The sequence below is a fragment of the Mucilaginibacter gossypii genome (assembly GCF_900100945.1).
GTDB classification, from domain to species: domain Bacteria; phylum Bacteroidota; class Bacteroidia; order Sphingobacteriales; family Sphingobacteriaceae; genus Mucilaginibacter; species Mucilaginibacter gossypii.
This window is the reverse complement of record NZ_FNCG01000001.1, coordinates 290,140-310,822: the sequence shown is the minus strand read 5'-3', so window position 1 is coordinate 310,822 and position 20,683 is coordinate 290,140. Positions and strand designations below refer to the sequence as shown.

Annotated in this window: 17 protein-coding genes; all 17 read left to right on the top strand. The window is 38.7% G+C overall.

The features are described 5' to 3' along the window. Nucleotides 1–5: 5 nt before the first annotated feature. The 17 genes from BLS28_RS01420 (at nucleotide 6) to BLS28_RS01340 (ending at nucleotide 20,530) form a co-directional block, all read left to right on the top strand. Nucleotides 6–1,163: an O-antigen ligase family protein gene (locus BLS28_RS01420; protein ID WP_176844336.1), complete on the top strand. Its 1,158-nt coding sequence runs from the start codon at nucleotides 6–8 to the stop codon at nucleotides 1,161–1,163. 25 nt (nucleotides 1,164–1,188) lie between these two features. Next, nucleotides 1,189–2,250, top strand: coding sequence for a glycosyltransferase (locus tag BLS28_RS01415; RefSeq protein WP_091162532.1), 1,062 nt, complete (start codon nucleotides 1,189–1,191; stop codon nucleotides 2,248–2,250). Between the two features lie 29 nt (nucleotides 2,251–2,279). Then, complete coding sequence (gene asnB / locus BLS28_RS01410; protein ID WP_091162531.1) at nucleotides 2,280–4,121, top strand: asparagine synthase (glutamine-hydrolyzing); 1,842 nt, start codon at nucleotides 2,280–2,282, stop codon at nucleotides 4,119–4,121. A 15-nt stretch (nucleotides 4,122–4,136) separates the two neighbouring features. Next, the gene (locus BLS28_RS01405; RefSeq protein ID WP_091162530.1) at nucleotides 4,137–5,783 is read left to right on the top strand and encodes a glucosamine inositolphosphorylceramide transferase family protein; all 1,647 of its coding nucleotides are present in this window, start codon (nucleotides 4,137–4,139) and stop codon (nucleotides 5,781–5,783) included. A gap of 8 nt (nucleotides 5,784–5,791) precedes the next feature. Beyond that, entirely contained in the window at nucleotides 5,792–6,853 is a 1,062-nt protein-coding gene (locus tag BLS28_RS01400; protein ID WP_091162529.1) for a glycosyltransferase, read from the top strand. A gap of 59 nt (nucleotides 6,854–6,912) precedes the next feature. Beyond that, a complete protein-coding gene (locus BLS28_RS30710; protein WP_176844335.1) occupies nucleotides 6,913–7,365 on the top strand; it encodes a hypothetical protein in 453 nt (150 codons plus the stop codon). Nucleotides 7,366–7,574: 209 nt separating this feature from the next. Beyond that, entirely contained in the window at nucleotides 7,575–8,660 is a 1,086-nt protein-coding gene (locus BLS28_RS01390) for an NAD-dependent epimerase (protein ID WP_091162528.1), read from the top strand. Nucleotides 8,661–8,751: 91 nt separating this feature from the next. Further along, entirely contained in the window at nucleotides 8,752–9,882 is a 1,131-nt protein-coding gene (locus tag BLS28_RS01385) for a glycosyltransferase family 4 protein (protein WP_091162527.1), read from the top strand. Nucleotides 9,883–9,909: 27 nt separating this feature from the next. Continuing rightward, nucleotides 9,910–10,713, top strand: a complete 804-nt coding sequence (locus tag BLS28_RS01380; protein ID WP_091162526.1) for a phytanoyl-CoA dioxygenase family protein — start codon at nucleotides 9,910–9,912, stop codon at nucleotides 10,711–10,713. Between the two features lie 31 nt (nucleotides 10,714–10,744). Beyond that, the gene (locus tag BLS28_RS01375) at nucleotides 10,745–11,719 is read left to right on the top strand and encodes a hypothetical protein (RefSeq protein ID WP_091162525.1); all 975 of its coding nucleotides are present in this window, start codon (nucleotides 10,745–10,747) and stop codon (nucleotides 11,717–11,719) included. Further along, nucleotides 11,716–12,222, top strand: coding sequence for a GNAT family N-acetyltransferase (locus BLS28_RS01370; protein WP_090526775.1), 507 nt, complete (start codon nucleotides 11,716–11,718; stop codon nucleotides 12,220–12,222). Before BLS28_RS01375 ends, BLS28_RS01370 begins: the two co-directional genes overlap by 4 nt. Before the next feature lie 23 nt (nucleotides 12,223–12,245). Continuing rightward, nucleotides 12,246–13,271, top strand: coding sequence for a GNAT family N-acetyltransferase (locus tag BLS28_RS01365; protein ID WP_091162524.1), 1,026 nt, complete (start codon nucleotides 12,246–12,248; stop codon nucleotides 13,269–13,271). 260 nt (nucleotides 13,272–13,531) lie between these two features. Beyond that, nucleotides 13,532–15,247 (top strand): polysaccharide biosynthesis protein, encoded by a 1,716-nt coding sequence (locus BLS28_RS01360; protein WP_256337315.1) that lies wholly within the window; start codon nucleotides 13,532–13,534, stop codon nucleotides 15,245–15,247. A gap of 138 nt (nucleotides 15,248–15,385) precedes the next feature. Continuing rightward, entirely contained in the window at nucleotides 15,386–16,909 is a 1,524-nt protein-coding gene (locus BLS28_RS01355; protein ID WP_091162519.1) for a PAS domain-containing protein, read from the top strand. A gap of 576 nt (nucleotides 16,910–17,485) precedes the next feature. Next, the gene (locus tag BLS28_RS01350) at nucleotides 17,486–17,923 is read left to right on the top strand and encodes a helix-turn-helix domain-containing protein (protein WP_091162517.1); all 438 of its coding nucleotides are present in this window, start codon (nucleotides 17,486–17,488) and stop codon (nucleotides 17,921–17,923) included. Between the two features lie 402 nt (nucleotides 17,924–18,325). Next, on the top strand, nucleotides 18,326–19,579 hold the full coding sequence (locus BLS28_RS01345) for an MBOAT family O-acyltransferase (RefSeq protein WP_223266063.1): 1,254 nt from the start codon (nucleotides 18,326–18,328) through the stop codon (nucleotides 19,577–19,579). 3 nt (nucleotides 19,580–19,582) lie between these two features. Then, nucleotides 19,583–20,530 (top strand): LB_356 family protein, encoded by a 948-nt coding sequence (locus BLS28_RS01340; RefSeq protein ID WP_091162512.1) that lies wholly within the window; start codon nucleotides 19,583–19,585, stop codon nucleotides 20,528–20,530. Nucleotides 20,531–20,683 lie beyond the last annotated feature (153 nt).

The window sequence follows — 20,683 nt, the reverse complement described above, 5'->3', positions numbered from 1 at the left end:
TTTTCATGACAGATACTTTGAGGATTCCTGCGCCTGTAATTTTTTGCATGCTGCTATTCTTTGTGCAAAAACCTTTGCTGGATTTCGGCTATACCAAGGAGTTAATAATTTTTTTAATCGGCGTTTTTTTATACCAGGTAGTAGGGATGAGCAATTATATTACCTTTTTTGCCATTCTCCTTACTATAATACCATGTTCGTTATACTTTAATTATTTTGTAGGTGCAAATAAATCGCGCTATTACGCTTCAATATTAATGTTCTTCTTTTTGCTCATGTGCTCTATGATCATTATGGTACTTGATCACAGCATGGCAGGCACCATTGACCCGATCAGGAGCATGCTTTTGGGCGAACCGGTTAAACAAAGCCCTGCAGGGCTGGCAGTAACACAATTTAACTTCGGATACCAGGTTGTGGCCATTACAACGTTTGCCTTCATTGCCTCATGTACCACAGGGCAATATCTTATAGTAAGGGTTTTGGTTTTAGCAGCCTGCGTTGCCTGCATTTACCTCGGCATGAACAGGTCGGCATTTATAAGCTTTGGAGCCGGTGTAACGCTCTTTCTGTTTATTTACTATCGCTATAGAGCCGTTTTCCTGGTTGCAGCTACAGTGATCATATGTTTTGGTTTGTACACTTATGTATTAAAAGATAACACTGACGATAAAAACAACATCCTGTCAAAAAATCAGGCTAAAGAGGCCAATGATTTTAACAGGGCCGACATGGCTGCCGAAAACCTTAAAATATTTGCAGATTATCCTTTCGGGCTTATATTTTATGGCAAAACCTGGAACGACGTAACTTACCGAAACCCCTTGTTTACATTCGGCCTGTCATCGCACAATGCCTACCTGATGTTTATTACCCTGCTCGGCCCGTTTTTGGGGCTGGGGTTGCTATGGGCCATATATTACAAAACTGTCCGACTGTTTTGGCAAACTATAAAAAACGTAAAACATAAAGGGAGTGCAATTTATGTAGCTATATTTTTCACATTCATAGCAATTTCATTAAATGCGCTGTCGCATAACGGGTGGCTGATGAGCGTGGACGGCCCTACTATATTTATTTATTTCGCCGTATTACACTACAACAGGTTAAAAGACCCCGTAAAACAAACCGAACCAGTGCAGGAAGAATTAGCTGTCGCTTAAAACTTGATCCAGATTTTTATTTATAATGAGAAAGAAGATTTTCCTTGTTCTTGGTTCCCTTGGTACAGGTGGTTCTGAGCGTGTTTACTGGCTGCTATCGCAATATTTCAACAAGCCCGATTATGAGGTAGTTGTAGTGTTACTTAATGGAGACGAGTGCAGTTTCTCAACAGAAATAGCAGGTATCAGATTTTTAAACCTGAAAACAATAAAAGCTTCATGCTCATTTTTTAAACTTCGCAAGCTGCTGAAAGATGAAAAACCATACGCTGTTTTTTCAACTACTGATCATATTAATATCCTGGTAGCCTTTGTTTCAATGTTTGTTAAAGTGCCTAATTTAATAGCCAGGGCATCTAACAATCCGCAACAAATGGCGCAGTTTTACGAATTTAAATCCCGCTTTTACAATTACTTTTCAAGGTTTTTGTTTGTGCGCTTTAACTCAATAGTTTGCCAGTCTGAAGAAATGAAGCAATCCATAGCCCGGTTTTATAATATTAACCTAAACAAGCTTATTGTTATTCATAACCCGGTTATTATAACGAACGCAATAAAACCTCAAAATCAAATTTCAGGATTAAAGAGGCTTATTGCAGTTAACCGGCTCATCAAAGAGAAGGGATTATTTCGCTTGCTTGAGGTTATGAAAGCACTACCTCAAAACTATGTTCTAACTATAGCCGGCAAGGGCCCGCTGATGGATACCTTAAAAGCAGAGGTACAAAATATTGGCCTCAACGAACGCGTGAAGTTCATCGGCGAAATTAAAAATGTTGCCGATGTTATTTCTAAGCATGACTTACTGGTTTTAAGCTCATTTACCGAAGGCTTCCCTAATGTAGTGCTCGAAGCACTGTCGGTAGGCGTTCCGGTAGTTACATTCAGAGTTGGCGGGGTTAACGAACTGATAAGGGAAGGCTTTAACGGTTTTATAGCCGAACAAAATGATCTTTGCACACTACGCCATCAAATTATCAGGGCATGCAATCAAACCTGGCAGCATCCTAATATCAAAGCCGATATCGTTGATCGCTTTAGTCTCGAGAAAATAGGCATGGAATATGAAACCCTGCTTGCTAATTAAACAAAACTATTAACCCCTAACGTTTTTTTATGTGCGGCATTTACGGATCAACAGTGAGGTATGACGATAACATCATATTTCAAAAACTGGCAAGGGCCGATTTCAGGGGCCCCGATTATTCTGGCTTTGAACACAATGGTCCGGTTACCTTAGGCCATAACCGGTTGGCTATTGTTGATCTGGATCACCGGTCAGATCAACCCTTAACTTACAAACACCTTAAAGTTGTATTTAATGGCGAAATCTACAACTATAAAACCTTAAAGATAAAGCTCACCGCCCTGGGTTACAGATTCCAGACCGATTCGGATACAGAAGTTATTACAGCCGCCTATCTTGAATATGGCGAAAACTGTGTTAACCATTTCAACGGCATGTTTGCCTTTGTAATTTTTGACACCCGCACGCTCCAGCTTTTTGGCGCCCGCGACAGGCTTGGCAAAAAACCATTTTACTATACCCAAAATGGTTTAGATTTTGAATTTGCCAGCCAGCCATCGCAAATATGTATAGGCCGGAATGTTACTATTAATGAACAAGCTATTAACGAATATTTTGTATGGGGATACGTTCCCGAACCCAAATCGGCCTGGAACGAAATCCAAAAGCTTGAGGCCGGGCATTCATTTTGTTTTGATTGCAACACGGGCAGTTTCAGAACAAGAAAATACTGGGAACTGGACTTAAACCATGCCGAACGCTATGAAGGAGTATACCAGCAAGCACAGGCCGATTTAACCCGACTGATTACTAACGCTGTTGATATACGCATGCATGCCGACGTGCCGCTTGGTGTATATCTTTCAGGCGGCATCGACTCATCACTTGTTGCGGCCATAGCTTCAAAAAACTATAACAATGTAAAAACCTTTTGCATAAAATTCAGAGAAAAAGGTTTTGATGAAAGCGTTTTTGCCCAAAAAATTGCCGATCATTTAAAAACAGACCATCATACAATTGAATGTAATAAAGAAGAAGGCCTCGAACTGATTGAGAGTTTCGGCCGCTATTATGATGAGCCTTTTGCCGATTCAAGCGCCATCCCATCCCTGCTGTTAAGTAAACACACCAAAAAACACGTTACTGTGGTTTTAAGCGGTGATGGTGGCGATGAAAGCTTTTTAGGATACAGCCGTTACAAATGGTTTAACATGGTTAATCAGCTGTTTAAATGCCCGTTGGCGCTGCGTAAAAGAATAGCCGATATAATTAGCATCTCCCCTAACTATCGCCATAAGTTAATTGCAATGGGGATCTGCAATCCGGAGGTTAAATCACTTTACGGGCTTATGCTGGGCGGCCTGGAATACTCATGGCTCGAAAATCCTAACATTGGCCTGCAGGTTCCGTTCATGGATATCTGGTCGTCAAAATCAACAAGCATGCTTCAAAAGCTGTCGGCGTTTGATACCAAGACCTATTTAAACGGTGACATAAATACTAAGGTCGACAGGGGCACAATGGCCTTTTCGTTAGAAGCAAGGGCGCCGCTTATGGATTACCGGGTAATTGCATTTGCTCAAACCCTGCCCGACAGCTATAAGTTTAAATACGGCATTCAAAAAAGGATTTTGAAAGATATCCTATACCAATATGCGCCGGCACAGCTGTTTGACAGGCCAAAATCCGGCTTTACAATGCCGCTAAGCCATTGGTTTAAAAACGAATTGAGAGATCACGTAATGGACCATCTTTCAATCAGCGAGTTAAAGAACATCCCTGGTATTAACGTACAAAAATCGTTTGCCATGATAAACGACCACATGAGCGGCAAATGGAACAGGGCAACGCAGATCTGGAAACTGCTTGTGTATACACAATGGCTTAAAGATCAGCGTTCAAAAGCAATTTCAACATACCAGGTAGCTTAAAATACTCTAAACCTTATGATCCAGATTAACAACAGGGCTATGCGTATAGTACCATACACAGTTGTGTGGTTTGCCGCTAAGCCAAATTTATGGGGCTGCCTGTTAAAATACTATAAACAAAGTAAAAGCAGTGAAGCTGTTCCGGGATATCGCAAAGAGGATTTTTTTACCAAAATAATTGATATAACCGTACCTGTACCTGATATTGAAGCCAATTTTGATAAAAACACATCTTACGAAATACGCAGGGCCATTAAAGATGGCGTATCAACCGTGATGGGTACCGGCATTAAAGCCTTTATTGACTTTTACAATGCATTTGCAGTTACCAAAGGCCTGAAAAAAATTAATAAAGAATTTTATAAATACAAGCCGCACCTGTTTATCACCAAAGCGGTTTACCAGGATCAGGATATTGTTATGCACGCTTACATCCGCGATCATTCATCACAAAGAGTAAGGCTATTGCATTCGGCTTCCCTGTTCAGAAATGAAAATGACAGCCAGTTAAGGGCTGTTACAGGCCGGGCAAACCGCCTGCTGCATTTTGAAGATATCCGCTTTTTTAAACAGCTTGGGTTTAAAATATATGATTTGGGTGGCTATGCTTACAATACATCGGATACCGAACTTTTAAAGATCAACAAATTCAAAGATAGTTTTGGCGGAAGCCTGCTGCAGGAAACCGACTATCTGCCTATGTCACTAACACTCCTGTCATTTTTTAAAAAAAAATTTCGATTTATGAAAGACCTTATCTCCTCATTCATTTCATTTATTCACAAAGTGTTTAGTTATGACAAATGGAATATAGGTTATATATCACAATCTCCCGAAAACCTTATCCACACTCAGCAGCTAAACGGAAAAATCAATTGGTTATCAGAAGATAAAGTGGATTATACAGCCGATCCTTTTACTGCAAATATCAATGGCCGTTTACATCTCTATTATGAAGAGCTTAATTTCTGGAAGGGAAAAGGCGAGATCATGATGACCGATGACATGCATTTCAAAAACAAGAAAAAAGTAAATGGCATCATGGAAGACGAAATACACCTCTCTTATCCTCACATGTTCACTGACAGTAACCGGCTATACTGTATTCCGGAAACAGGCAGAGCTAAACAGGTGGCTCTTTATCAAATTGATATGAATAACCCTTATAAGTTTGAAAAGATTAGGGTGTTGCTGGAAGGCCAGGCATTTGTTGACAGTTCCATTATCCATTACAACAACAAATACTGGCTCTTTACAAGTGTTTCGGGAGAACACGGTGTACTGTATTTATTTTATGCCGATACCCTCGACGCTCCATTTAAGGCACATAAACAAAACCCGATAAATGTGGCGTCAAACGTGAGCCGGTCGGCAGGCAGGTTATTCGTTGTTGGTCAAAAGCTTTATATGCCCAGCCAAAATCCAAAAAGGTGTTATGGCGGCTCTGTAATGATCAATGAAATAACCACTATAACCGAAACAGATTTTCAATACCATACTGCTTTTGAACTACTTCCCCAGGCACCTTATGATGAAGGATTGCATACTATAAATTTTGAAGATGGATTATTAATTGTTGACGGAAAACGCAAAGTATTGAGTGCAATGGGGCCATTTAAAAAAGTGATCAGGAAGCTGAAGAGCCTTAATAATCCCAACTAGTGCCCAAGATGAAGCCTAAATTACTTTTTGTTTCAATTACCAACAAGGCAAACGGAGCCGAGAACGTACTGTTACAAGCCGCCCGTGCAAGTAACGCTTCTCTGCTATTTTTAAAGAAAGTTGAAAGCGGCGGGTTAAATATCCCCAGCGATCAACAAGTTGAATATGTGAGCAACGGAAGCATATTAAGTGGCTTTTCCAGGTTAATAAAAAGCTTAAGCCCCTACCGCACAGATCATATTATTTTTAGTACACATCCTTACTTAAATGCTTTCCTTGGTTTTTTAAAACGCATTGGATATTTAAAATCAAAACTCATAGTAAGGGAATGCTCATCTGTTTTAACCAGGTACAGCGGTTTAAAAAAATTGAGTTACCAGATAGCGTATCGGCTTGGCTACCCAGGGGCAAATTTGGTTGTATGCCAAACCAGCAGCATGCGGGATAGCTTTATACAGCATCTCCCATACATCGACAAGCGAAGGGTTATCATTCAGAAAAACCCGATCGACATTGAACAAAACCTAATAAAGGCCGAAGAAGCACTGCCCGCCGCCGATGTCGCTGTTGAATTTATTTGCGCAGCTGGGCGGCTGATCCCTGAAAAGGGTTTTGATATACTAATTATGGCTTTTGATGAAATTAAAGCTTCCCACCCCAATTTGCAGCTCCTGATATTTGGCGAAGGCCCGGAGCAAACCTCGCTTCAAAAACTGATCAGTGAATTAAAATTGGAAGGCCGGGTAGTATTAAAAGGGTGGATCGCAAACCCAATGCCTTATTTTAAGCATGCAAAAGCCTGCGTTATATCATCAATCAAAGAGGGTTTTCCGAACGTATTGCTGCAAATGATGATCCTGAACCCAGTTATAATCAGCACAAATTGCGCGGGAGGTATCGATGAGATTCCGGGCATTTACCTGGCTGAAGCCGATAATGTAAACTCGTTAACAACAGCGGTGAACACCGCCCTCAGCACTAATAGCAATCATAAAGACCTTATAATGCAATACGTAGAGGACCGTACCCCCGAAATATTCATCAAGTCGATACTGAATGCACTGGTATAAACGGCCCCTGACTTATACATAGTAGCGCAACAACTTTAACTAACTAAAATAAAAATTTTATGAAAACAATTATTAAATCCACCCGAAATGTTGTGTTGCCTATAATAACAATTGTAGCCATGCTATCTGCTATTAACGGCTGTAAAAAAGCCGACCAGCCGACACCAACACCAACTACAACACCGCCTACAACTACTCCTCCTGTTACAACACCACAGGACGAATCTATCAAATCGATAAGCTTGATAGGGTTGAGAGTCGATAGCGGCTTTTGTTACAAAATTGGCTATGATTTACCTGAAATTGGGGATTCAAACACCTCTCCAACTGTTTCAAAGCTCAGGCTGTTTGAAAATGGTGTTGAACTGGGGCCGGCCCACTCTACCCACCGTGATATCCGCAATTTTGGACTGGGACAATTTAGCCATTGGGGCAACACATTGTATTTCTCAACGTCAGACAATAGTAATCCACTTACAAACGGGAGAAAATACACTTACACCATGAAGTAAGATTTATCAAATCACACTCAAACGCGCGCAATTTGATAAACTCCTTACTCAAAAGTATTCTGCAACAAGTACATCTACCTGCCTTTTTCGTTACCGTTCCTGATTCTTTGATACAGGCATTTACCATTATTTAAGCGTTCGCGCTTATAATCAACCAATAATCAACGCCTTCCACTCAGGCTTTCATTCAAACCTAATTTCACTTATTTATGAAAATTTTAATTACCGGCACTGCGGGATTTATCGGCTATCATTTAACCCAAAAATTACTTAAACGCGGTGACACCGTTGTAGGCATTGATAATATTAACGATTATTACGATGTAAAGTTAAAGCACGCCCGATTGCAGGATGCCGGCATAAAAGTATCAGGAATGGTTTATAACAAACCTGTTTGCAGCACAAAACATCCAAATTATACGTTTATTAAACTGGATATAACGGATAAGGAAAATCTGCAGCAGCAATTCCAAAACTATCAGTTTGATGCCGTTTGTAACCTGGCCGCACAGGCCGGTGTGCGCTACAGCCTTACTAATCCCGATGTTTATATTGACACAAACGTAAAAGGATTTTTAAACATCCTGGAATGCTGCAGACATTTCAAGATTAATCACCTTGTTTACGCCAGTTCATCAAGCGTTTACGGTTTAAACAAAAAAATGCCCTTCAGCGAGCATAATATCGCCGATCATCCGGTTTCATTATATGCAGCATCAAAAAAAGCCAATGAAATGATGGCCCATACCTACAGCCATTTATTTAACCTGCGAACTACAGGGTTACGTTTTTTTACAGTTTATGGGCCGTGGGGTAGGCCGGATATGGCTTTATTTATTTTTACCAAAGCAATTCTGGAAGGCAGGCCTATTGAAGTTTTTAACAACGGTAATATGCTTCGCGATTTTACCTACGTAGATGACATTGTTGAAGGCATTATGCATGTTATTGATCAGCCGGCAGAGCCCAATTTTCTGTGGGATGCCAAAGATCCTGATCCGGCTACATCATCTGCACCTTTCAGGGTGTTTAACATTGGCAGAGGAGCACCGGTTAACCTGCTTGATTTTGTAAGCGAAATTGAGGCACAAGTGAACAAAAAAGCAATTAAAACACTAATGCCAATGCAGGATGGCGACGTTGCTGAAACCTGTGCCGATGTTTCAAATTTAGATGAAATGCTGAACTACAAGCCTCAGGTTTCTGTTCATACAGGGGTTGAGCGATTTATTGCATGGTATAAAAAATATTACCATATTAAAAGCACCAGGCCCGAGCCGGTCCTTGTTCACTAAAATACCACCGCCGATAACGGTGCATTGTCTTTGAACGGCATTACATCCCCAATTAAATCCTCGCTCATAACCTATTGCTTATTATACCATCATGGCAAGCAAAAAAGTGCTGATCGCCTGCGATTCGGCCAAATCGTTGATTGATTTTAGAGGTAAATTAGTTGAGCTGATGCGGAGAGAACATACTGTTTATGCTTTTATCCCTGCAATACCGCCCGAGCAACGCGCAAAACTGGCATTGCTAAACATCGTTTTATTTGAAAACAATCTAAACGGCAGTAATGTATCGATCTTATCTGATCTGAAATACGCGTTGAAACTTTACCGACTCATTAAACAGCTAAAGCCGGATGTTTTTTTTCCATACACTCTTAAACCGGTTATATATGGAACACTTGCAGCCAAACTGGGCGATGTGCGAAAAATAACCCCGATGCTTTCGGGTCTTGGGTATAACTTTGTTAACGGTAACACATCTTTAACAAGCAAAATTACACGCTTACTACTTAAGTTCAGCCTTAAAAACAGACAGGGGTTGTCTGTCATCTTTCAAAATAAAGATGATGTACAAACGCTGCTTGATTCTAAAATAATATCGGCAAAGCATCAAACTGCAGTAGTTAACGGATCGGGAGTTGATTTGAGCTACTATACCCCTACCCGGCCGGATATTAATAATATAAGCTTTATCATGGTATCCAGGCTAATCAATGCCAAAGGGATCCGCGAATATTTTGAAGCGGCGCAAATTGTATTCCTAAAACACCCGCAGGTAACTTTCAAACTAATCGGATCCTATGATGATAATGTCGATGCCATTCACCCCGACTTATTTTCGGAAATAAAGCACCGGAGTGTAATTAATTACCTGGGCGCCGTTGATGATGTAAGACCATATATAAGCAGTTCATCTGTTGTGGTACTGCCTTCATACTATCGGGAGGGAATTCCACGGTGTTTGCTTGAAGCCATGGCTATGGCGCGTGCCATTATAACCTGCGATTCTGTTGGTTGCAGGGAAACTGTCGAAACGTCACCCAACAGCAATGGATTTTTAATACCTGTAAAAAACACAGCCGAACTTGTGCAAAAAATGGAGTATTTCATAACCAACAAGGAAGCTATCAGCAGTTTTGGGCTTAACGGACTGGCCTTGGCAAAGGAAAAATTTGATGTGCATAAAGTAAATGCTATGATGATGCAGATTATGGACCTGAACTAATTAGCCGAAAATCAACAATACAAATTCATGAGAAATAGACTTAACTACGGAGACAGGCACTTTGAAGATTTCCGCGTTGCGATGCGTGATTACGGATGGGTTATTTTTGAGAATGCTTTAGACAGCGATTTTGTTGCAGTTATTAATGAGGACTTAAAGGAAGGGTACGTAAAACGACGAGCCATTCAGGAAAAAAACGGGATAGGCTCTAATATGGTCGGCACACTTCACCACCTTGTTGAAAAGGACAATTTCAGCTTACCGTTTATTGAAAAAATGTATTGTGCCGATGAGATTGCTTATTTTTTGAGTGGTAATTATATACTTAATGGCTTTAATGCTGTAATACACACCCAGCAGCAACATCCTTATGTAAGTAACATGCACCGTGATGTGCGCACATTTTTAGGCGACACGAAATTATTAGTGCAAATGATAGTTACCCTTGATGATTTTACCGAAGAAAACGGTGCTACCTATTTCCTGTCGGGCTCACATAAAACAGATATCAGACCTAACGAAACTTATTTCTACGAAACCGCCGACAGGGCGGTAACACCAAAAGGAAGTATCATCCTTTTCGACTCCAATATATGGCATGCTGCCGGCGAAAATAAGACAATTAAGCAACGCCGGGCGTTAACGCTGGGATTCACCCGCCCTTTTATTAAACCACAAATGGACTATCCAAGGGTATTAGGCTACGACTTTATTGATAAGCTTAGTGCAGATCAGCGGCAGGTATTGGGTTATAATTCACGTATCCCAGAAAGCCTGGAAGAATATTATCAGCCCATTCATTTAAGAATGTATAAAAGCGACCAGGGATAACAACTTTATTTTTCACACTCAATTTACAGTCATGCAAAAAAATAAAGCCGCGTTAAAACCCATAGGCGGGTATTTGGAGCTGGAACTGCCCAAAGGGAATGAATACTATCCCGATTTGGTTAGGTTAAACACAGGACGTAATGCATTAGAATACATACTGATACAAAAAAAATATCATAAAATTTATATTCCTTATTTCACCTGCGATGTATTGCTTGAACCAATTGTACGAATAGGCATTCAATACCAGTTTTATCATATTGATCGGCAGTTAGATCCCATAATTGATTTTGAGATTGAGCCTGACGCCTGTTTTTTATATACCAATTACTTTGGTATAAAACAAAAAAAAGCATCAGAGCTTAGCGTCAAAATCAAAAATCTTATAATTGATAATTCGCAAGCCTTTTTTTCAGAGCCCCTTGCCGGCATTGATACATTTTACTCGTGCCGTAAGTTTTTTGGCGTTCCGGACGGAGCATACTTAAGCATTAAAAGAAAACTCACTAAAAAGTTACCCGTAGATAGCTCAGTAAACCGGTTTTCGCACCTCATAAAAAGTATAGACGCAGGTATAGAAGCCGGGTATTCTGACTACATTAACAACAGCAAGGACCTGGAAAACAACGAGATCAGGTCCATGTCGTTATTAACCCGAAAGATACTTACAAGCATTAATTACAACGAATGTGTATTTGCAAGGCAACGAAACTTTAATTTTTTGCATAAGCACCTTGCTGAATTTAACCTGCTCAAGTTTGATGCCGCTGATGAGCATACAGTACCGCTGGTTTATCCTTTTTTAACTAATGACCGGCACTTAAAAGTACATCTGATACAGAAAAAAATATATGTTGCTACCTACTGGCCTAATGTATTTAAGTGGACTAAGAAAAACACCAACGAAAATTACCTGGCCCGGTGCTTAGTACCATTACCAATCGATCAACGGTATGACCTTCAGGATATGTTTTATATGTTAAATACGCTAAGACTTTTTTTATGACCATTTCAGTTTACATACGCCCCCTTGTAATAGAAGATGCGTCCGTATCTTACGCATGGCGTAACGACCCATTGATATGGGTTTATACAGGCTACAAACCCACTCATTATATTAGTTCGGAAATAGAAACAGCCTGGTTACGTGAAAAGCTGGCCAAGCCCGATCAGCTTAGATTTGCAATTTGTGTTAAAGAACTTAATACATATATAGGTAATATCCAACTGCTTGATATTACTGATCATGACGCAGAACTGCACCTGTTTATTGGTAACAAACTTTACTGGGGTAAAGGAATTGGTTACCAGGCAACAGTACAGATGATACGGTATGGCTTTTTAATAAAGGAACTGGATGAGATTTATTTAAAGGTCCACCCTGCAAATATCGCGGCAATCACTGTTTATGAAAAGGCCGGATTTGAAATTACAGGTAAGGTAAATGATTTGATTACAATGAGTATTACCAAAAGTAAATTTGTTTGCCTTCAAAATCAACAGTCATAATTACTATCATAAACTTTAATTCAATGATTAAGATCTTTACCCTGCTCAATAAAGATAAATGGATTTTTTACGTCGGTAATTCGGCCGAATATGATTTTTATCATACATGGCATTATCACTCCCTTGAAACAGCTGGAGATCCTGTTTTATTTATTTATGAGGAGTCAGATACCTACATCGGCTTCCCCCTACTGCAGCGAAAAATTCCGGGTTCTGATTATAGCGACCTAACCTGTGTATATGGTTTTTCGGGTCCGTTTTCAAACAAAAGGATTGATGAGATAGATGAGGACTTGATGGAAAATTTTAAAAGCGCTTTCAACAATTTCCTTATAAAGGAAAGGTACGTATCTGTTTTTGTAAGACTTCATCCTTTTTATAAGCAGCAAAAATTACTGGAGAAATTTGGAGGTGTTCACGAAAACGGAAAAACGGTAGTACTTGACCTTTCAGTGCCTATTGATGAACAGCGCAAAAAATACAGGCAATCAACCATGGATGCTATTAAGCACGCATGGAAAATGGGGTTTAAAGTAAAGGACGAAACAAATGCTGACGGCTTAAACACCTTTGTCGAAATTTATACCGAAAACATGAAACGCGTTGGCGCCAGTAGCTACTACCTGTTTAATGAAAAATACTTTTCAGAAATATTAAACACCTCTGAATATGAGGCCCGTTTGCTTACTGTTTACTACAACGACATTGCAATTGCAAGCACCATAATAGCCTTTACAAATGGCATTATTCAAGCCCATTTAGTTGGTGCCCGCGCAGAATATTTACATCATAGCCCAACCAAATTTCTGGCCGATTGCATAACGCAGATTGGCAGAGAAAAAGGAATGAAATATTACAACCTGGGCGGTGGCCTTGGATTTAAAAACGACAAGCTCTTTGACTGGAAATGCGCCTTCTCCAACCTCCATCTTGACTTTAAAACATGGAGATATATTGCCAATCCCGAAATGTACCAAAAGCTTTTGCAGGATAAGGGCATTGAAGAAAATGCCGAAGTAGACTTTTTTCCGCTATACAGATACGCTTAAGATAATACCTAAATAAACCAGTTATGATATACCTCAAAAATTTGTTATTCCAGGATAAGTTCCATTCAAGATGGTTAATCCTGGTAATTGACCTGATGGTAGTTTTGTTATCATTATGGACATCTCTATATTTTAAAAACCGGCTTCAGTTTGATCCCATCAGTCTTTATTATATGCTCTTTTATTGCAGCAATGCGGTGCTGGTTTTTATGATAATGAAAATACATACATGTATTATCAGGTATTCCAACACACGGGATATGATGCGGATTTTAATAACCGTACTGGCAAGTAACGTTACTTTTCTGCTGTTTTATCATTTGTTCTTCGCGTTCTATCTTAAAATAGATGTCAGCGGATTGATGGATGTGCTGCTGATCAATTTCTTTATCACTTCGTCTATGCTTATGTGTATGCGTATTATTATAAAGGATGTTTTTAAATACATTGAGACAACAAGCTATAAAGTTGAAAAAGAAAATGTACTCATCTACGGCTCCACCGAACCTTCCATACTAATTAAAAATGCCCTTGAAGCACAAAAAGGATTTATACTCAATGTTCAGGGCTTTATCGACACCGGGGTTGACAGAATATCAAAATGCATTGAGCAAAAGCAGGTTTATCCTATCAAATCAATTGATATGCTAAAAAAACGCTATGATATAAAGTCAATGCTGATAACATCCGAGGATATAAAAATCGATGGGAAAAGAAAGGCGGTTGAAAAATGCATTGAACTTGGCATAAAAGTAATTGTTGTGCCGTCATCAGACCAGTGGATCAATGGCAAGCCAAACCTAAATCAGTTTAAAGACTTAAAAATAGAAGACCTGTTGGAGCGAAAACCCATAAAAATCTGCAATGAACATATTTTAGATGACATTAAAGGTAAAAGGATTTTGATCACGGGTGCTGCCGGTTCAATAGGTTCTGAGCTCGTAAGGCAAGTGTTAATGTATAGTCCGGAATTTGTTGTATTATGTGACAGGGCCGAAACCCCGTTGCACGATATTCAAATGGAAATTGAAGACGGTTTGTACGGAAACCGCACCAGGATCTTTATTGCTGATATCCAAAATTCTGGTCGTATAAAAACACTGTTTAATTTATACAGGCCTCAAATAGTATTTCATGCGGCAGCTTACAAGCACGTACCGATGATGGAAAATAATCCAACCGAAGCTATTTTAACCAACGTATGGGGCACAAAAATCCTGGCAGATATTTCAATAGAATTTAATGTCGAAAAATTTATAATGATATCAACAGATAAAGCGGTGCGTCCAACAAACATCATGGGGGCCTCAAAACGGATAGCCGAAATGTATATTCAATCGTTAAATAACCTGTTGTTTGAAGAGCATTTTTTCAACTCTGATCCGTCAAAAGGCAACCAAACCAGGTTTATAACAACCCGCTTTGGTAATGTCCTTGGATCAAACGGCTCCGTGATCCCTCGCTTTAAAGCACAAATTGAAAAAGGCGGGCCTGTTACTGTTACCCACCCGGATATCACAAGATACTTTATGACTATACCCGAAGCTGTACAACTGGTACTTGAAGCAGCCGTAATGGGTAATGGGGGTGAAATATTTTTGTTTGACATGGGCGAGCCAGTAAAAATCGCCGATCTGGCGGCGAATATGATAAAAATGGCTGGTCTTGTTCCGGGAAAAGATATCCAGATTGTTTATACCGGCTTGCGGCCCGGCGAAAAACTATATGAAGAGTTGTTAAATGCGGAAGAAGAGGTAATACCTACTTATAACAAAGACATCAAAATCTCCAAAAACATCCCGGTTAGTTACGCTAAGATCAATAATTTAATAAAGGACCTTTTGGAACTTAACCTGCATAATGAAGTTGACTTGATGGTATCGAAAATGAAAACCATATTGCCTGATTACATCAGCAATAATTCCCAATATGAAAAGCTCGATGTAAAATTGATTGACAAACAAATGGTAAACTGAGCTTTTTTTGTAATTTATATGATTAATCTTATAGGTTTTCAATAATAATTTGCAGATTTAAGCAGATTATAACCTAAGATCCCATTCGTATTACAATGGGCAAAGCTGATGATTGTTATTTTTTAAAGAGGAAATCCAATGTCCTTTGATCCGAATTCTGACTTTTTTGAGATAGCGTTCAACGTGACGGAGCATACTGAGGCCATGCTGGCTTATTGGGATAAAAACCTGATTTGCCGGTATGCCAATAAAGCTACGGCCGATTGGTTCGGGATAACCCCCGAGCATATGATCAATAAATCACATCTTTCGGAGATTTTGGGAACATTATTTGACGTGCAGCTTCCTTATATTAATGGTGTGTTAGGCGGTAAAATACAGGTTTTTGACCAGGTAATTCATTTGTATTCGGGCAAAGCAAAAAACGTGCGGATAACTTATCATCCTAACTATGTTGAAGGTGAAATAAAGGGTTTTTATGCGCATATGGCAGACATTAGCCCCTTAAATAATAAATCCCACGATAATAAAACAGGAGTAGAAAAACTACCTGAGTTTGTAACTCAAAACGACCAGCTCCTTGAAAATGTTGCAAAAACACTAAATGAGAACCTGTTTATCGGGTTTCCGAGTATCTCTGCACTTTCAAAACAACATTTTGTATCTGAGTCGAAATTAAAAAGGGATTTTAAGCAAAACTTCGGCAAAACTATTTTCTCCTATTACCGGTATCTGCAAATGGAAATTGCAGACAGATATATAAGGGAAAAGCGCTGCAATAAAAACCAAATGGCAGTAATGCTTAATTTTTCCAACCCGTCAAACTTTTCGGCATGCTATCATAGATATTTAGAAGAAAAATCATCCGATGGTGAGCTCATCGAAACACAAAAAGAAGATAATACGCATAATAAAACGCTTATAGAACAGGCCCCTATTGCTATTGCCATGTTCGATAACCAGATGCAATTTATTGCTGCTTCAAAAAGATGGGTTGCCGAATATAAACTTGAAAACACAGGTTTTATTGGAAAAAGTATTTATGAAGTTTTACCAGCCACAAAAAAGAAATGCGAAAAGCTCCATAATCATTGCTTAAAAGGTAATATATATCAATGTGATGGCCTGCTCTTAAAAAAAAATGATGGTACCCGCGTTTGGCTAAAGTGGAATATTCACCCCTGGTTTACAACTTCGGGAGAAACAGGCGGACTATTTATCCATACCGAAGATATCTCCAAAATTAAAGCCATAGAGAAAGAAAACAAACAGGCCGAGAAGCTTTTAAAAAGAGCTGCAACCTTGTCAAAAATAGGTACCTGGACACGGGATCTGCTTACCCATACCATGCAATGGGATAATGTTATAAAAAGCATCCTTGAAGTACCTGAGTACTTTGTACCTGATATAAAAACGATATGGAAGCTTTTTAAACAAGGTAAAAGCGAGAGACTCAGTAAAAAAGCTTTAAAAGACGCATTAAAATACGGAAGCTCTTTTGATATTGAAGTTGATATGATAACCGCCAAAGGTAATTCAAGAAAAATAAGAATTATTGGTTATCCTGAATTTCAAAATAATAAGTGTAAAAAGCTATCAGGAATACTTCTGGATATCACTCCTCTTTCACCATTTAAAACAGCCAACTTTTTGACGGATTGAGCTGTTTAGAAAAATATTTTATCGTAATGATCTCCAATCGGTAGATAAAAAAAATGATAATTCGCCAATATTTTATGAGTTTATGTGTTTACATTAGCGCCATGTATTAAATTTATCTTATTTTGAAAAAAATTACACCTTTAGTAAAATTAACTAAAATAACACTTTATTGGATGGATAGCAGTTTAATAACTTAACTACCACTCACAAAAACTGGCAAATATTGACCCCAAAAACGTGCAGAGCCATTTTTACCATTCCTAATTAACGTGCATTAACGCCTTCTACAGGTATAATTTGACCTTTTATAGGTTGAATTAAGATAGGAAGTATACATAAATTTAGTTCACAAACGATGATATGAATTATCAACAAGGTCATTGCTTGTTTATTGATAAACGAATGTGAAGCATTAAATACCAAACAAATGAGTAACCTAAACTTAAATCATGATTCAAAAAAATCCGAGACCCGATATTTATGATCATAAGTATCTATGAGTAATTTGCAGTTTATTATAACCTAAATTAATTATGCTAACCAACTAAAAATTGACACCTAATCGAATCTAATCTTATGCACAGCAAAGTTTATTACCCTGTTAGCTCATATATCAATAATGATCAAAGATCTATTGGTATTAATGACACTCAAGATTTACATTTTGGCAAAATTGTAGAGCGAATTGTTAGACGTGACCATATGGGGATAAGTGAAATCGCCCGGAAACTCAACGTAAGCCGCAGAACCTTATACAATTGGTTCAATACCAAAAGGCTTAGCTTTGATATAATTTGTCAGATCGGTATCGTTATTGAGCATGATTTTTCAAAGGAATTTCCCAATGAATTTGCTTTGAGATTTAACTCACCTAATGCCGAAAAGGATATCGAAACCCATGAAGCAAAAGAGGCTCCGCTTGATGCCATATATTATTGGATGGACAAGTATATAAAATTGCTTGAAAAATTCAATGAAGCGTTACGTAACGAAAACACACTAAAGCCAGATTGATGGCTTCCAGATTTCACAAAATTATTATATTGACAAAAAGCTTTTACTCACTTTTTTTTATACAGTTGTAAGTTGGTTGCTGCAAAACAGCGATCAATTTTTGTTGCCTTTTGTTATACATCTACATCTACCTATTTCCCAGCCTCTATACATACTGAATATCCCTAAGTCGGCCACTTTGGCTATTTTTTAAAATTCACCATCATGCTTTTTAATTCCTTTGGGTTCGGAATATTTCTGATTGTGGTTTTTGTGCTTTATTGGTTTGTACTTAACCGAAAACTGCAACAGCAAAATTTGTTACTGCTAGCTGCAAGCTATTTTTTTTACGCTTGCTGGGACTGGCGGTTTCTTTTACTGTTAATTTTTTCGACCCTTTTAGATTATTTTACCGGGCTAAAAATGTACCAGGCAAAAACACATCGCCTAAAAACCTTTTGGCTTTGGTTAAGCATATCTGTAAACCTGGGCTTTTTGGGTGTTTTTAAATACTACAATTTCTTTGCAGCATCGCTTGCCAGCATATGCGCCAGTATAGGGATCCATTTAAGCCCGTTTACCCTAAATGTAATCCTGCCTGTCGGTATCTCTTTTTATACATTTCACGGTTTATCATATGTAATTGATGTTTACAAAAACCGTATTAAAGCCGAACGGAACTTCATCGACTATTCATTGTTCGTAAGTTTTTTTCCGCTTTTGGTGGCGGGCCCTATCGAACGGGCAACACACCTTTTGCCCCAGGTAAAAACAAAGAGAGAGTTTAACTACCAGGACGCAATTAATGGCTTGAGGCAAATTCTATGGGGCCTGTTTAAAAAAGCTGTAATTGCCGATCAATGTGCCGACTATGCCAACATGATATTTGCAAATAGTTCGCATTATTCAGGCAGTACCCTGGTTTTAGGCGCTATATTTTTTGCATTCCAAATCTATTGCGATTTCTCAGGATATTCTGATATGGCATTAGGCATAGCAAAACTTTTTGGATTTGAACTACTTAGAAATTTTGCATTCCCGTACTTTTCAAGAGATATGGCCGAGTTTTGGCGCAGATGGCATATCTCACTATCGTCATGGTTTAGAGATTACTTATACATACCTCTTGGGGGCAGCAAAACAGGCACCTGGCTCAAAGTAAGAAACACATTAATCATCTTCTTGGTTAGCGGCTTTTGGCACGGCGCCAACTGGACCTTCATCATCTGGGGCCTTCTAAATGCTTTATTCATTCTCCCTTCTATCCTTTTAAAAACAAACAGAAACCACCTCGAAATTGCAGCCAAAGGCAAAGCTATGCCAACGTTCACCGAATTCATGCAAATGATAGCTACATTTCTGCAGGTAATTTTTGCATGGATCTTTTTTAGGGCTGATAGCGTTACACAAGCATTTAAATACATCGGCCGGATTTTTTCACGATCTCTTTTTTCAATACCTCAATTAGATGTTAACAAGGCACAATTGCTTGAGGTGATCACTCTTATCCTATGTTTTATAATTGTTGAGTGGCAGGGGCGGGAAAACCAATATGCCATTGAGAAGTTAAGCTGGTTAAGAAAAAGAGGGTACAGATTGACCTTTTACTATACATTGGTGATAGTGATTTTTTTATTTACAGGAAAAGAGCAGCAGTTTATTTACTTTCAATTTTAAGCAATGCACCGCTTTTTAATTAAAACCATATCATTTGTTTTAGTGAGCTGCCTGCTCATATTGGCTATTGCCCTGATTCCGGGTTATATGGTAAATAAATTTTCAAAGTTTAGGGTAAAGAAAGACAATACTATTGCACTTTTTGGTCATTCACATTCAGAATGTGCCTACAATGATACCCTGATACCCAAACTAACCAATCTGTCGCACTCTGCCGAATCTTACTTTTACACCTTTCAAAAAGTTAAAAAATACCTGTCGCAAAACCCTCAGATAACCACCGTACTTATAGAATTTTCAAATAACCAGATTGACACAAAGATGGATGACTGGACATGGGGATATACCTACATGTCAAACATGTTTCCGCAATATGCCTCTTTTATGAGCCCGGCCGATTTTGAATTGCTGGCTAAGCACAATTCAAAATATTTTATGAATTGTGTAGGCATAGCTGCACGTACCAATTTTATTAAAGCGCTTTCATTTAATTACGATTATACAGGAAAAACAGGAGGATATTTTAAAATAGAAGGTTCCAGGCTTTTACCTTCAAATAATCCGGCGGGCAAAAATATTAAAACAGCATCAAATAAAAGTGTAATCTCAACAACCAATATTCAATATCTAAGAAAAATAATAGATTATTGCAATGGAATGCATAAAAGTGTCTTCCTTATCAGGAGCCCGCAACATCCTTTGTATGAGTACAGAAATAATGAGGCCGAATTTTCGCTGATCCGTGAGCGTTACTTTAACGATATAAAATTCCTGGACTTCAATAACTTTCCGCTAAAAAATGATGACTTTGCCGATTTTGGGCATTTGAATTTCAAAGGAGCTTTAAAGTTTTCAGCTTACATCAATCAGCGCATTATAAACGGGATGCTTAATACCGTTAATACCGCATCCCTAAGTCAGCTTGATAATAAAACGGTCAGTGGCAATTAATAATAACAAACAACTAACTAACAGCGCCTGGTACAAAATGTATCGGGCTTTTTTTTGTCTTATAAATAGCTATCCGACGAACTATTGCAGGAGGTTGCCGGCAATTTTAATAGCAGGTTAATAATAAAACGCCGATCAGGGACGCGCTTTATT

Bases quoted from the DNA above. Each gene is read 5' to 3' on its own strand.
- BLS28_RS01370 (WP_090526775.1), top strand. From the start codon at position 11,716: ATGACCATTTCAGTTTACATACGCCCCCTTGTAATAGAAGATGCGTCC.
- asnB (WP_091162531.1), top strand. From the start codon at position 2,280: ATGTGCGGCATTTACGGATCAACAGTGAGGTATGACGATAACATCATA.
- BLS28_RS01350 (WP_091162517.1), top strand. From the start codon at position 17,486: ATGCACAGCAAAGTTTATTACCCTGTTAGCTCATATATCAATAATGAT.
- BLS28_RS01360 (WP_256337315.1), top strand. From the start codon at position 13,532: ATGATGCGGATTTTAATAACCGTACTGGCAAGTAACGTTACTTTTCTG.
- BLS28_RS01380 (WP_091162526.1), top strand. From the start codon at position 9,910: ATGAGAAATAGACTTAACTACGGAGACAGGCACTTTGAAGATTTCCGC.
- BLS28_RS01340 (WP_091162512.1), top strand. From the start codon at position 19,583: ATGCACCGCTTTTTAATTAAAACCATATCATTTGTTTTAGTGAGCTGC.
- BLS28_RS01400 (WP_091162529.1), top strand. From the start codon at position 5,792: ATGAAGCCTAAATTACTTTTTGTTTCAATTACCAACAAGGCAAACGGA.
- BLS28_RS01405 (WP_091162530.1), top strand. From the start codon at position 4,137: ATGATCCAGATTAACAACAGGGCTATGCGTATAGTACCATACACAGTT.
- BLS28_RS01415 (WP_091162532.1), top strand. From the start codon at position 1,189: ATGAGAAAGAAGATTTTCCTTGTTCTTGGTTCCCTTGGTACAGGTGGT.
- BLS28_RS01355 (WP_091162519.1), top strand. From the start codon at position 15,386: ATGTCCTTTGATCCGAATTCTGACTTTTTTGAGATAGCGTTCAACGTG.
- BLS28_RS01365 (WP_091162524.1), top strand. From the start codon at position 12,246: ATGATTAAGATCTTTACCCTGCTCAATAAAGATAAATGGATTTTTTAC.
- BLS28_RS01420 (WP_176844336.1), top strand. From the start codon at position 6: ATGACAGATACTTTGAGGATTCCTGCGCCTGTAATTTTTTGCATGCTG.
- BLS28_RS01345 (WP_223266063.1), top strand. From the start codon at position 18,326: ATGTACCAGGCAAAAACACATCGCCTAAAAACCTTTTGGCTTTGGTTA.
- BLS28_RS01390 (WP_091162528.1), top strand. From the start codon at position 7,575: ATGAAAATTTTAATTACCGGCACTGCGGGATTTATCGGCTATCATTTA.
- BLS28_RS30710 (WP_176844335.1), top strand. From the start codon at position 6,913: ATGAAAACAATTATTAAATCCACCCGAAATGTTGTGTTGCCTATAATA.
- BLS28_RS01375 (WP_091162525.1), top strand. From the start codon at position 10,745: ATGCAAAAAAATAAAGCCGCGTTAAAACCCATAGGCGGGTATTTGGAG.
- BLS28_RS01385 (WP_091162527.1), top strand. From the start codon at position 8,752: ATGGCAAGCAAAAAAGTGCTGATCGCCTGCGATTCGGCCAAATCGTTG.